Annotated in this window: 12 protein-coding genes; 9 read left to right on the top strand and 3 right to left on the bottom strand. The window is 61.8% G+C overall.

The annotated features are described in order from the left end of the window. The first annotated feature begins 321 nt into the window (after window positions 1–321). The 6 genes from ACT6Q8_RS10200 (at window position 322) to ACT6Q8_RS10175 (ending at window position 6562) form a co-directional block, all read left to right on the top strand. Window positions 322–1104: a cobalamin-binding protein gene (locus ACT6Q8_RS10200; RefSeq protein WP_054166586.1), complete on the top strand. Its 783-nt coding sequence runs from the start codon at window positions 322–324 to the stop codon at window positions 1102–1104. After that, entirely contained in the window at window positions 1101–2540 is a 1440-nt protein-coding gene (gene ppsR, locus ACT6Q8_RS10195) for a transcriptional regulator PpsR (protein ID WP_054166363.1), read from the top strand. The genes ACT6Q8_RS10200 and ppsR overlap by 4 nt, the downstream gene beginning before the upstream one ends. A gap of 150 nt (window positions 2541–2690) precedes the next feature. Beyond that, entirely contained in the window at window positions 2691–3611 is a 921-nt protein-coding gene (gene chlG / locus ACT6Q8_RS10190; RefSeq protein ID WP_054166362.1) for a chlorophyll synthase ChlG, read from the top strand. A 10-nt stretch (window positions 3612–3621) separates the two neighbouring features. Then, window positions 3622–5010 carry a BCD family MFS transporter gene (locus ACT6Q8_RS10185; protein ID WP_444732303.1) on the top strand — a complete coding sequence of 463 codons (1389 nt, stop codon included), beginning with the start codon at window positions 3622–3624 and terminating at the stop codon, window positions 5008–5010. A 36-nt stretch (window positions 5011–5046) separates the two neighbouring features. Beyond that, window positions 5047–6279 carry a geranylgeranyl diphosphate reductase gene (locus tag ACT6Q8_RS10180; protein WP_444732304.1) on the top strand — a complete coding sequence of 411 codons (1233 nt, stop codon included), beginning with the start codon at window positions 5047–5049 and terminating at the stop codon, window positions 6277–6279. Beyond that, window positions 6263–6562, top strand: coding sequence for a hypothetical protein (locus ACT6Q8_RS10175; protein ID WP_102113828.1), 300 nt, complete (start codon window positions 6263–6265; stop codon window positions 6560–6562). Before ACT6Q8_RS10180 ends, ACT6Q8_RS10175 begins: the two co-directional genes overlap by 17 nt. Here the strand turns inward: ACT6Q8_RS10175 and ACT6Q8_RS10170 are convergent. Continuing rightward, complete coding sequence (locus ACT6Q8_RS10170) at window positions 6529–7068, bottom strand: TspO/MBR family protein (RefSeq protein WP_444732305.1); 540 nt, start codon at window positions 7066–7068, stop codon at window positions 6529–6531. The two genes, ACT6Q8_RS10175 and ACT6Q8_RS10170, sit on opposite strands and share 34 nt — an antisense overlap. Before the next feature lie 95 nt (window positions 7069–7163). Here ACT6Q8_RS10170 and ACT6Q8_RS10165 point away from each other — a divergent pair, with 95 nt between their 5' ends. From ACT6Q8_RS10165 to ACT6Q8_RS10155, 3 genes are all read left to right on the top strand, one after another. Further along, window positions 7164–7523 carry a c-type cytochrome gene (locus tag ACT6Q8_RS10165; RefSeq protein WP_444739376.1) on the top strand — a complete coding sequence of 120 codons (360 nt, stop codon included), beginning with the start codon at window positions 7164–7166 and terminating at the stop codon, window positions 7521–7523. Between the two features lie 201 nt (window positions 7524–7724). Beyond that, the gene (locus tag ACT6Q8_RS10160) at window positions 7725–9632 is read left to right on the top strand and encodes a 1-deoxy-D-xylulose-5-phosphate synthase (protein WP_444732306.1); all 1908 of its coding nucleotides are present in this window, start codon (window positions 7725–7727) and stop codon (window positions 9630–9632) included. A gap of 123 nt (window positions 9633–9755) precedes the next feature. Continuing rightward, on the top strand, window positions 9756–10670 hold the full coding sequence (locus tag ACT6Q8_RS10155; protein ID WP_444732307.1) for a cobalamin B12-binding domain-containing protein: 915 nt from the start codon (window positions 9756–9758) through the stop codon (window positions 10668–10670). A 17-nt stretch (window positions 10671–10687) separates the two neighbouring features. Here the strand turns inward: ACT6Q8_RS10155 and ACT6Q8_RS10150 are convergent, their stop codons facing one another. Together ACT6Q8_RS10150 and ACT6Q8_RS10145 are read right to left on the bottom strand one after the other, a co-directional pair. Then, window positions 10688–12109 carry a short-chain fatty acyl-CoA regulator family protein gene (locus tag ACT6Q8_RS10150; RefSeq protein ID WP_444732308.1) on the bottom strand — a complete coding sequence of 474 codons (1422 nt, stop codon included), beginning with the start codon at window positions 12107–12109 and terminating at the stop codon, window positions 10688–10690. A 149-nt stretch (window positions 12110–12258) separates the two neighbouring features. After that, a complete protein-coding gene (locus ACT6Q8_RS10145; protein WP_444732309.1) occupies window positions 12259–13179 on the bottom strand; it encodes a LysR family transcriptional regulator in 921 nt (306 codons plus the stop codon). Between the last annotated feature and the right edge of the window lie 16 nt (window positions 13180–13195).

The raw sequence follows: 13195 nt of genomic DNA, 5'->3' as shown, positions 1-13195 counted from the left end.
TGTCAATCTAAGTTGACGTAAATTTTGATTTACATCGTCGGGCAAGCCGGCCATTCTGAGGACGCTCGCCAGTGTGCTGGTCCCCTGAACCACACCCGCACCTTGCGCCGCGCAGGCTCTGGGTTGATAGGGGGGCGTTCTCGCGGCGGACAAATGGGCAGAATATTCGCAGACACCGACCATCATTACCAAGAGCGCTCGGCCCTGCGGGCCGAGGGGCCGATGGGAGGGGTATCGCTTGCCCCCCAAGGCCAACCAGGGTACCTAGCGTCAAGCGAACGGGACGGGCTCCGCCGCATTATCCAAAGGACCGTGGCGCCAATGACCGCCGGAAAGCTGGCAGCGCGCTATGACATCGGACTTGAGCATGACCGTCGTTACGACGCGGCTCTGTCGGATTTCTGCGCCCAGGTGGTCCGACCGGGGGTGCGCGCGTCGGCCCTGCGCGAGTTCATGCGGCGCGAAATCCCCCACGACCAGCCGGATATCGTCTCGGTCCTATTCATCGAGGCGGTGGCCCGCCTTCTTGGCCGCAGATGGGTCGATGACGATTGCGACTTCATCGATGTAACCATCGGCACCGCCCGGCTTCAGGAGATTATCCGACTGCTCTCCTTCGAGTTCCGTGGCCGGCAGCCACGCAGTTGGGTGCCGTTTGTCGCGCTGGTCACTCCGTTCGGCGAGCAGCACACATTGGGCTCCCACATTCTAGGGCTGCTATTCGATGCCATGGGCTGGTCCAACCAGATCCTTGAAGGGAACGATCCGCAGGGGGCGAACCTGCGCTCCACCCTGAAGCGGGCGGACATCGTCTGCATCGGGTGGAGCAACCACCGGCTCAAGAAGGAATTCGAGGATATTGTGGTCGCGGTGCGAGCTGTGTCGCCCGGTGCGCGGACACCGATTGTCGCAGGCGGGGTCGCTGCATTAGAGTTTGTTGATTTTCTTGTGGGTTTGGGGATTGACTGCATCTGTGACAGTGTTTACTCCGCGTCAAAGATATGTGAGAAATTTTATGAGCTGGAAGCATTCGGCCATCAGGCACAAGCATCTGGCCAAAGGGTCCTTGTCAATGACAGACGACCTGATTGGCTTCTGAGATGAAGACGCTCAACGGTAAGAACGCGATGCACGGCACCGAAGTTGCCCTCAGCCTGCTGAAATCGCTGGATGCCGATTCTATTTTGGCTCTTGTTGGACTGGGCGCCGATATCGTCATGCTGGTCGGTCAGGATCATACCGTCCATCGTATTCATTTTGCAGATCCTGATATGGGCAGCTATGGCCTGACCAAGGCGGTCGGCAAGCGGCTTCAGGATCTGGTGACTGTGGAATCCGTGCCCAAGATCGACGCCATGCTGACCGGTCAGGACAGCGCGCGGCAGGCCCGTGGCTACCAGGTAAACCATAGCTGTGATGGCAAGCCGGACCTGCCCGTACTCTATTCGGGTTTTTCCGTGGCCGATTCCCCCTACATGCTGGTGGTTGGTCGTGAATTGCGCCAGCAGATGAAGGATCAGCAGCGTCTGGTAGAAACCCAGATGGAGTTGGAGGCTGATTACCGCGAGCTGCAGGAGGCGGAGGCCCGGTACCGCACCGCCTTCCGCGTCTCAACCATCGCGCATGTCATGCTGGATGGTGAGCGTAAGACGGTGCTGGACGCCAATGCCGCAGCCATGAGTCTGGTCGGCGGCGGTTCGACCGGTATCGTCGGCAAGCCGTTCCGCGACCTGTTCCGCAAACAGGATCGCGACGCGTTGAGCGATGCCATCGGCGAGGCGCGCCACAGCGCCAGTCCCGTCCGGCTGGATACGCTGAAAACGGTCAAGGGCGAACCTGTATCGCTCTCCCTGCGTTCTTACCGCGAGAACGGCATCACCAATCTCATCATCTCTGCCTGGCAGAGTAGCGACGCGCAGGAAGCCCGGCGTCAGCAGGTGGAAAAGCGGAACGAGCGGCCGGTCGATCTTACCGATGTGCCGGAACCCGCAGTCCAGACCAATGATCAGGGCCAGATCGTGGGTGCCAACACCCTATTTCTGGATCTGGCGCAGGCACCGTCCATCGCACAGGTCGTTGGACGCAATCTGGGAACTTGGTTCTCCAAGACATCGCTCGACCTGCATGTTTTCTATTCCAGATTGGCCGAAGAACAGGTGGTGCGGGGCTTTGCCACGACCCTGACCGACAATCTGTCCGGTGATCGTCCGGTGCTGGTTTCGGCGCGGCGCAATCCGGAAACCAGCCTGACCCAGGTGATTTTTGTTCCGCAACCGGTCGTCACGACGGAACGGCTGTCCATACCCGCCCCCGGCGCGCCGGAACAGGCCGATGGCTTTGCCAACCTTGTCGGGCGCGTTCCGCTGAAGGATCTGGTGCGCGAGTCGCTGGAAGTGATTGAGAAAATCTGTATTGAGGCGGCGCTGGACCAGACCAACAATAACCGCGCATCAGCGGCGGAGATGTTGGGCCTGTCACGTCAGAGCCTCTATATCAAGCTGCGCCGGCACGGTCTGGAAGATTACCGCCCTTCCAACTGACCCTAATCCGCCCTCCACTCCCCACCCCCGGCCCTCCTGGTCCGGGGTTTCTGCGCGCGTGCGCAGACAATGGCATGCAGCAAAAGTGTCAAATCGGCGAAGTGTCAATTCAGGTTGACACTTCCCTTTGGGCAGGCATAGCATCGCCCCATGGAAATCACCCGCACCGAGATATTGCGACGTGACTGGCCGGGCCCCTCAGCGGTGCTCGCGCTGCTGAAGCCCATTACCTGGTTTCCGCCGATGTGGGCCTATGCCTGCGGGGTGATTTCGTCGGGCCAACCGCTAAGTGCGGCTTTCATCGCGGCGGCACTGGGCGTTCTGCTGGCCGGCCCCCTGCTCTGCGGGACCAGCCAGGCCGTCAATGACTGGTTTGACCGGCATGTGGACGCCATCAATGAACCTGATCGTGTCATTCCATCGGGCCGGATGCCCGGGCGATGGGGTCTGTATATCGCGATCCTGATGTCGCTGCTGTCGATGGCCGTTGCCTCCTTGCTGGGGCCGCTGGTTTTTATCGCGGCACTGGCCGGCCTTGCACTGGCCTGGGGATACAGCGCCCCTCCCTTCCGGTTTAAACAGAATGGCTGGATCGGCAACGCCGCTGTCGGGTTGAGCTATGAGACATTGCCCTGGATCACCGCAGCGACAGCCATGACAGGGCTGATGCCGGCGAACCCCATCCTTATGGTGGGCCTGCTCTATGGCATCGGCGCGCATGGCATCCTGACCTTGAATGATTTCAAGTCGATCCGGGGCGACAGCGAAATGAAGATTTCGACACTGCCCGTCCTGCACGGCGCACAGGCAGCGGCCCGCATCGCCTGTATCGTGATGGCGCTGCCGCAACTGACCGTGGTCGGGCTTCTGGCCTATTGGTCGCTGCCCTACCACGCCCTGGCGGTCGGGGGATTACTGGCGGTGCAGATGGTGTGCATGCGCCGCTTCCTGGGCGATCCGGTGGGGCGTGCCGTCTGGTATTCGGCGGTCGGCGTCGGCCTTTATGTAACTGGCATGATGGTGACCGCCTTCGGCCTGCGTTACGCCGCGCTCTACCCCTCTCTCGGTTGAGGATACTGAAATGAGCCAGAGCGCAAAGGCCCTGTCCCACCGCGACGGTTCCCGGAAAACAGGTCCAAGTGGCAGGCTGGGCTGGATCGATATCCTGCGCCTGGGTCTTGTCCAGGCGGCGCTGGGGGCCATTGTGGTCCTGACCAACTCAACCCTGAACCGCGTGATGATTGTCGAACTGGGGTTGGCTGCCATTGTGCCGGGTCTGCTGGTCGGTGTGCATTACGGCGTCCAGATTACGCGCCCCCTCTGGGGTCATCGCTCGGATACGGGCGGTTCCCGTACTGTCTGGATTCTACTGGGTCTGGCGCTGCTGGCATTGTCGGGCACGCTGGCATCGGCGACCACACTGCTGTTTGCAGACAGCCACGCCCTGGGCCTGACCATCGCCTTTATCGCCTATGTGCTGATTGGCGTTGGAATTGGGGCCAGCGGCACCTCGCTGCTGGCGCTGCTGGCCACACGTACCCCGCCGGAACGGCGGGCGACGGCGGCCACGATCACCTGGATGATGATGATCATGGGCATCATCGTGACATCCATCATCACCGGGATAGCACTGGAGCCCTACTCCCACCTGCGCTTGATCGAGGTTACGGCGGCCACAGGTGCCGTCGCCTTCCTGATCGCCTGGCTGGCCGTGCTGGGGATCGAGCGTAAGCCGGCGATCACGCCGATGCAGACCGCATCAGGACCGCCGGCCCGGTTCAGCGACAGTCTGCGGGAGGTCTGGCACGATGGCGAGGCACGGCTGTTCACGCTGTTCATCGCCATGTCGATGCTGGCCTATTCAACACAGGACCTGATCCTGGAACCTTTCGCAGGCTTGCTATTCGGCATGTCACCCGGCCAGTCCACGCAATTGTCGGGCACGCAGCATGCGGGCGTTTTCGCCGGCATGGCCGTGGTCGGGCTTGGTGGTTTTCTGTTGGGCAAGCGGGTGCCGGGCCTGTCCCGGCTGTTCATCATTGCTGGCTGTCTTGGCTCCGCCGCCACATTGGCGCTGCTCTGTCTGGCGTCCACCGTCGCGCCGCATTGGCCGCTGGCCCCGCATATCTTCGTGCTGGGCTTTGCCAACGGCATGTTCGCGGTTGCCGCCATCGGCACCATGATGCAACTGGCGACACGCGGACGGACTGGCAATGCCGGCATGCGGATGGGCGTGTGGGGCGCAGCACAGGCGATATCCTTCGGGTTTGGCGGTCTGCTGGGCAGCATCGCACTGGACCTGGGCCGGCTTATCACCGGTTCGGATGGCAGTGCCTTCGGTCTGGTCTTCGGCCTGGAGGCGCTGCTTTTCCTGGCCTCCACCATGGTGGCCCTGCGGATCGGGCGGGGCGCCGCGCGGTCCGGCGGCATGGCGACAACGCATTCCCCCTCCATCCAGGCGGCGGAGTAGATGATGATTACGACTGGTACACACACGAACCACACCATGATTGGGAATGACTGGCCACCCTTGTTCGATGTGGCAGTGATTGGCGGCGGCCCCAGCGGGGCGATGGCGGCAGAGCGTCTGGTGGAGCTGGGCCATGATGTGTTGCTGGTCGATCCAGGCAACCGGATCAAACCCTGCGGCGGCGCCATCCCATCGCGCACCTTGCGTGATTTCGGCATTCCAGAGGAAATGCTGGTGGCGCGCGCCGGCGCGGCGCGGATCATCGCACCGTCGGGCCGCGAGGTCGAAATGCGGATCGGCGATATCGGATTTGTCGGCATGGTGGACCGTGCCACCTTCGACCCCTATCTGCGCGCCCGCGCCGAACGGGCCGGTGCACGCCTGTTTGTCGGCAAACTGGCGGGGCTGGAAGAGCGGTCGGACAAGACCTTGCTGCTGACCCTGACCGCCACGGGTGCCGATCCCGCGTCCGTGCCAGTTACATTGTCCGCCCGGATGGTGATCGGTGCGGACGGCGCCAATTCCACTGTTCGCCGCCTGATGTTTCCCGCCGGCAAACGGCCGCCCTATGTCTTTGCCTATCATGAGATCATTGAAAGCCCCCCCGATGGCGAGGTCCGGGCCTTTGCGCCCGATCGCTGCGACGTCATCTATGACGGGCGCATTTCCCCCGATTTCTATGGCTGGGTTTTCCCCCATGGAAGCCACACATCGGTCGGGTGCGGATCCGGCGTGAAGGGCCATGACCTGCGTGGTGCGACGCAGGATCTGCGACGTGCCGCCGGTCTTATGCACTGCAAGGTCATCCGCCGCGAAGGTGCGCCATTGCCGTTGAAACCCATGCGCCGGTGGGATAATGGCCGCAACGTCCTGTTGACCGGTGATGCCGCCGGTACCGTCGCTCCGGCCTCGGGCGAGGGTATCCATTACGCCATGCTGTGCGGGCGCCTTTGTGCGGATGCCGTCCATACCAGCCTGGAAACGGGGCACGCCTCCGCGTTGCGGCAGGCAAGGCGGCTTTTCATGGGGGCGCATGGCCGCGTCTTCCTGATCCTCGGGATCATGCAGGCGGTCTGGTACCGCAATGACCGGTTCCGGGAGAAATTCGTCGCCATGTGTGCCGACCCCGATGTGCAGCGCCTGACCTGGGAATCCTACCTGAACAAGGCCCTGGTGCGGCGCGATCCGCTGGCCCATATCCGCGTGTTCTTGAAGGATACGCTGGCCTTGCTTGGTATCCGGGCAGGTGGACATGACCCTGTTGCTTGATGGGCTGGCGAACGGCTGGATCAGCCTGATCGCCATCCTGATCCTTTGGGTGGAAACGCTGGTCCTCTCCCTGCTGTCCAGCCGACCCCAGCGGCGGTTTCGCGCCCTCTGGGCCAATGCCTGTTCAGGAACTTGCCTTCTTGCCGCTCTCGGGCTTGCCCTTCGCGGGGTTGGACCTATCTGGATACTCGTCTTGCTGGCAGGCTCTCTGGTCGCGCACGGCATTGACATCCTGCTGCGCGCACCGTCTCACGGACGGGTGTTCAGTCGCAGGACGGAATAGTTGAGAAATCCAGCTGTTGTGACCCACGCCAGATAGGGGAGGAACAGAAGTGCCGCGAGGTCCGAAACCGGCCAGGCCGTCAGGATGAAGCCGAGAATAGAGGCCCAGAGAACTATGATATCCGCCAGCGCCAGGCGCATCCGGCGCAACCCGAAAAACATCCATGACCACATGGCATTGACCACAATCTGGAGGCCCCAGAAAACCATCGGCAGCGACCATCCGGCCAGGGTCCAGACCCGCCAGCCGGCATAGGCGATGGCCATGTAAAGCAGCGTCCAAACGACCGGAAAGGCCCATTTAGGTGGGGTCCAGGATGGCTTGCGGAGGCTCTCATACCACTCTCCGGGCTTGAAAACAGCCCCGCTGGAAGCGGCAGCGAATACGACCAAAATAAAGACGAGCGCCGCCATGGAATGCTCCTTTGTCCCGATAGGCAGTTGCGACAGTAAACGAATGACGAGTTTGTGCAACGACGTGTTCGGGCTGTTGCCGTAATCGGCCATCAGCCACTGAAAATCTTGTTGGCCCTTCGGCCTCAAGAACTGCAACTACGTTTCGGGAGGTAAGTATGCCGAAATTCCTCATACTCGCTTGTTTGATGACCCTGGCCATTACGCCTACGGTCGCCCATGCCGATGACGGCGATGCAGCAGCGGGCAAGCTTGTATTCAACAGATGCATGGCCTGCCACAATGCCGAAAATGACAAGCCGAAGGTCGGGCCGTCGCTGATGGGCCTTTTCGGGCGGCAGCCGGGAACGGTCGCAGGCTACACCTATTCCAAATCGATGGTCGATTTCGGGGCCGGCAAAACCTGGGATGAGGCGCTGCTGAAGACCTACCTCCCCAACCCCAAGGCGCTGGTCAATGGCACGAAGATGGCCTTTCCCGGCCTGAAGACCGACAAGGAAATCGCCGACCTGATCGCCTATCTGAAGCAGTTCAGCCCCCGGAAATAAGGGCATAAAGGGCGCCACCCGTTTATCGGGTGGCGCCAAAATCATCAAAAAGTGTAAATAAAAGTTTACACACAAGCTGGTTTACCTGACAATCAATCTTGTCACGCCTTGCCATAAAGGCTTCTGGCGTCCACGCAAAAAGAACGCAGGAACCACCTGCGTGCGCGGGGCGGTTGGTGCTCATGCGCGGGAGGATACGCAATGAGCCTTGTATCCCTATATTCACAGACGCCGCTGCTCGACGCCATTCAGGAACCGTCGGACATGCGGGCCTTATCGGATACCGATCTCCTGTGCCTTGCCGGGGAATTACGGTCGGAAACCATCGATGTGGTCTCCCAAACGGGGGGGCATCTGGGTTCGAGCCTGGGGGTTATCGAACTGACCGTGGCCATCCATGCCGTTTTCGATACGCCACGGGACAAGCTGATCTGGGATGTGGGGCATCAATGCTATCCGCATAAGTTGCTGACGGGCCGGCGGGAAGCCATGCGGACGCTTCGGAAAAAGGGCGGGGCATCCGGCTTCACGCGGCGCGCCGAAAGCGCACATGATCCGTTCGGGGCCGCCCATTCCTCCACCTCCATCTCCGCCGGGCTTGGATTCGCGGTGGCACGCGATCTCGGGGCTGATATTGGTGATGTGATCTGCGTGATTGGCGATGGCGCCCTTTCCGCCGGAATGGCGTTCGAGGCGATCAATAATGCAGGTGCGCTGGGCCGTCGGATCTTCGTCATCCTCAATGACAATGCGATGTCGATCTCCCCACCCACTGGCGCCCTGTCAACCCATCTGGACCGGCTGGCCGGGCCGGTTCGGGCCGGTTCGGGGGACACAGCGCCCGCTGGCGTGACCAGTCTGTTCGAACAGATGGGCTTTGCCTATCATGGTCCGGTTGATGGTCACGACCTGACGGGTCTCCTCGACACGCTCCGCCATCTGCGGCAAACCGCCGACGGTCCTGTCCTGCTGCACGCCATAACGCGCAAGGGTGCAGGTTATGTCCATGCCGAACGGGCAGCGGACAAGCTGCACGGGGTTTCCCCCTTCGATGTCACGACCGGCACCCAGGCCAAGGCGCGCGCGACCGGCCCCAGCTTCACCAAGGTTTTCGCAACCGCCCTGGTGGCAGAGGCCGAACAGGACCCCCGGATCGTCGCGATTACCGCCGCCATGGCGGGCGGCACGGGCATCGATATTTTCGCTCGATCCTTCCCGGACCGGACATTCGATGTAGGCATTGCCGAACAACATGCGGTGACATTTGCTGCGGGCCTTGCCGCCGGCGGATTGCGCCCCTTCTGCGCGATCTATTCCACTTTCCTTCAGCGCGCCTATGACCAGATTGTCCATGATGTGGCGTTGCAGGGGTTGCCAGTAAGGTTTGCCATCGATCGGGCCGGTCTTGTCGGGGCCGATGGCCCCACCCATGCGGGGTCATTCGATATCGGCTATCTCGCCAATCTCCCCGGCTTCACGGTGATGGCCGCCAGCGACGAGGCGGAACTGGTCCATATGGTGGCGACGGCCGCCGCGCATGACGCCGGGCCGATCGCCTTTCGCTATCCACGGGGCGAAGGATCGGGCATCGACATGCCCGCACGCGGCACCGTTCTGCCCATCGGCCGAGGCCGTGTGATCGAAACGGGCTCTACGGTGGCACTGCTGTCCTTCGGCACGCGGCTTGGCCAATGTCTTGCCGCCCGTCAGGCGCTGGAGGCACAGGGTATCTCCGTCACCGTCGCGGATGCCCGCTTCGCCAAGCCGCTGGACAAGGCCCTGATCGAAGATCTGGTGTCCCGGCACAAGCTGCTTGTCACGATTGAGGAAGGGGCGACAGGCGGATTCGGGGCGCTTGTTCTGCACCACCTCGCCGCCCGCGGCATGCTGGATGGCCGCTGCGGCCTGCGAACCATGACGCTGCCGGACAGCTTCATTTCACACGCCGCACCGGATGAGATGTATGCGGCAGCGCGCCTGAACGCTGAACATATCGAACGTCTGGTCCTGGGGGCATTGGCCCATTCCCGGCGGCGGCATGCGCTGCCCCTGCCCTATGACGGGACCAATGGCGCAGTCAACGGTTCACGAACCATCGCTGCGGAGTGAGTAATCAGCGCCGATCAATGACTAATATCAATCGATCGATGAAAAAAATTGCAGAAACGTGGGGATACGGTAAGCTTTCCAAATAAGGGAGGCTTACTTCCCAGGCCAATCACCGGGGGGGACATGGCCGAGAATGATGACAGCGGACTGCACGGGTTGCAAAACCCGGCGAGATCCGCCAGATCCGGACATACGAAACCAGCCGCCACAGAGCCGCAGCTTAGTAGCAGCGATCATCGCACGCTTGAGCGGGCGATCCGTGGTTCGGTTTCCAGCATTGTCGGCGCCAGTCACCCGGACAGCACGGCCCCCCATCACGGGCCAAACAACGGGCATGACCTCGCCCTGCATCCGGAACATCATCCGCTGGCACGCCAGATGCCGGGCGCTGAACAAGCCATAGGTTATCGTGACAGCCTTCTGGCCTGTCTGATCGATGCAGATCCGCGCCGCCACCGCAGTTTCATTGAGGAACTGGTACGCGCGTCGGTTCCCGTGCGTACGCTTGCCGTGCATCTTTTCGCGCCCGTCGCGGCAGAGCTTGGCAACCGCTGGTGCACGGATGAGGCTGATTTCATGCAGGTTGCCGTGGCCTCCACACGCCTCAGCATGGTCGTCAACCATGTGTCCCATGCCGCCGCCCATTCAACCGTGGAACCCCGGGCGCAGCGTCGGATTCTGTTGACCCGCACACATGGCGCTCAGCACACGATCGGCGTGTCCATCGTCGCCTCTTGCTTTCGCGACATGGGGTGGGCGGTCGAAGGCGGCAGCGATCTTGAAATCGATGAAAGCCTTTACACACGCCTGTCCGACAAACCCTATGACCTGCTGGGTATTTCCGTCAGCCGCGTGGACGAGGTGCGTAACTGTTCGGAAGTGATCCGTCGGGTGCAGGCCACACCAAAGATCAGGAAGATGAAAATTGCCGTCGGCGGCCCCGCCGTCGTCGCCTCGCCCCTGGCGTTTCAGCGTATCGGTGCGGATTTCGTGACGCGCTCCGCCCTCGACGTCATGCAACTGGCCAGCCACGTCTGAAATATCAGCGACAGCCACTAAGTTTCCGCCCGATAGGGGGTAAAACGCGTCGTCGTCTCGTCAACGGCGAGGGGGCGACCGATAGCCGGAAACGCGCGTTGCGCGCAATCCCGCCGCTCACACACCTTGCAGCCGGCACCGATGGGCGTCGCGGCATCCATATCCGACAGGTCCATTCCCTTGGCATAGACTAGCCGCCCCGCATGCCGGATATCGCAGCCCAGGCCGATGGCAAACTGTTTGGCCGGGGTGCCATAGCCGCCGGCACCATGGCTCACCGTCCGCGCCACCCACAGATATTGGCGGCCATCCGGCATCACGGCCCGTTGCGTCAAGATGCGGCCGGGCTGGGCAAATGCCTCATACACATTCCAAAGGGGACAGGAGCCGCCCACGCGGGAAAAGTGGAAATCGGTGGCCGATTGTCTTTTTGAAATATTGCCGGCCCTGTCGACCCTGACAAAGAAGAAGGGCACGCCGCGCGCGTCCGGGCGTTGCAGCGTGGACAGCCGGTGGCAGATCGTCTCGTACCCCACCCCAAACTGCCGCTCCAGCCGCTCAATGTCATAGCGCAGGCTTTCCGCCGCCGACAGGAAGGGCTGGTAGGGCAGGATGACGGCGCCCGCGAAGTAATTGGCAAGCCCGATCCGGGCAAGGCGCCGCGCCTCCTCACCGGAGAAGTCAGCCTGGGCCGTCAGTTGTTCCAGCGCCTCTGCCTGCTCCAGGAAGGCTACCTGCGTTGCCATGTGAAAGGCACGCTGCCCCGCCGTCAGATCGGCGGACAGGTAAAGCGTGCGGCTGGAGCGGTCAAAACGGCGGGAAGCACCATCACTCTCCAGCCCGCGTTCCACCATCACCACCCTGACATCATGTCGCCGTTCCAGATGTGCCTGAAGCCCGGGTGCCATGTTGCCGATGGTCAGGTTGGCGCTGCGGTGCATCTTCTCCGCAGCGCTGTCCAGCGGTTCGACATGGTTATGGCGGGCATAGAAAAAGTCCCGCACCTCCTCAAACGGCATCAGGGGCTTTGGCGTTGCCTGCCAATCCTCTCCAAGCCGGGCCGACACCTGCTCCAACCGTCCCGTGGCCTCGCGGTAACGGCGGTGCAGGGACAGAAACGCCCGGCCCAGTGCCGGCATGCTGGACGCCAGCTCCTTCAGTTCCGCGAGCGCCACCCCCTCCTTCACGCCGGTCTCCGTCAATGCCTCCCGAAGGTCGGCCACCAGACGCGCTTCCTCATCCTCGGAGAAGAGTTGCACATCGACGCCGAAAACCGCGTTGATCTTCAACAGGACGGGAACGGTGAGCGGCCGGAGATTCTGTTCCAGCTGGTTCAGATAGCTGGGCGACAGTTCCAATGCCCGGGCCAGCGCCGCCTGGCTCAGCCCCCGCTCCTCCCGCAGCCGGCGCAGCCGGACGCCCACAAACTGCTTACGCATGCCACACCATTCGCATCATTCACAAACTTGTAGAACGCTCTGCGCAAATATTCGCAATACTTATCAACAGACGCAGTCTCAATTTGCGAATATTGAGAATGATGGCGCACTTGGCAAGCGGATTGAACGGAGCACCATCACAGTGAATGTCAGCCCATACCGGCTGCCCCCTCCGATGCTTCACGATGGCTCAACGCCATGTTCACAAAGGCCCGCAGATAGTCGATGTCGGCATCAGCCTCCCGGAAACCCAGGAAAATCTGCTTGCCGACACCGTCGGGACCCAACCGCACCGGCGACACCCCGAACTTTCCCCCGAACTCCTCCACCATCCAGCGCGGCAATGCCGCGACACCGCGCCCATGTGAAACCATCAGCAGCATAATGTCAGTGGTTTCAATCTCCTTGTGCCGCTTCGGCGCCACACCCGCCGGCATCAGGAAACGGGTATAAATGTCCAACCGATCGGTCGGCACGGGATAGGTGATCAGTATCTCGTCCGCCAGTTGCCGTGCCTCGACATACTCGGCCCCACGCAGCCTGTGGTCCGGCCCGACAACCAGCACCTGCTCATAATCGAACACAGGCTCGAACCGCAGGCCGGGCTTAAATAGCGGGTCAGGCGTCACCAGCATGTCAATGTCATAGCCGAACAGCGCGCCGATACCACCGAACTGCACCTTCTGCCGGACATCGACATCGACGCGCGGCCAGGCATCCAGATAAGGTGCCACGATCTTCAAAAGCCATTGATAGCAGGGGTGACACTCCATCCCGATACGCAGATTTCCCCGCTCCCCCTTGGCGAACTGCCGTAACCTCTCCTCGGCATGGGTCAGTTGCGGCAGCAGCCGATTGGCCACCGCCAACAGCCATTCCCCCGCCTGGGTTGGACGCAGGCTGCGCCCTTCCCGGTGCCAGACCGCAATGCCGATCTGATCTTCCAGTTTGCGGATGGAATGGCTCAACGCCGACTGGGTCAGGTTTAGCTGGCTGGCGGCGGCTGTCAGCGAACCTTGGCGGTCCACCTCACGGATGATGGAAAGATGGATACGTTCCAGGATCGACATGGCGACTCACGCATGA

This window comes from Niveispirillum sp., assembly GCF_052437035.1.
GTDB lineage: Bacteria > Pseudomonadota > Alphaproteobacteria > Azospirillales > Azospirillaceae > Niveispirillum.
Note: the sequence above shows the minus strand (reverse complement) of the source record. Positions and strands in the feature narration are given on the sequence as shown.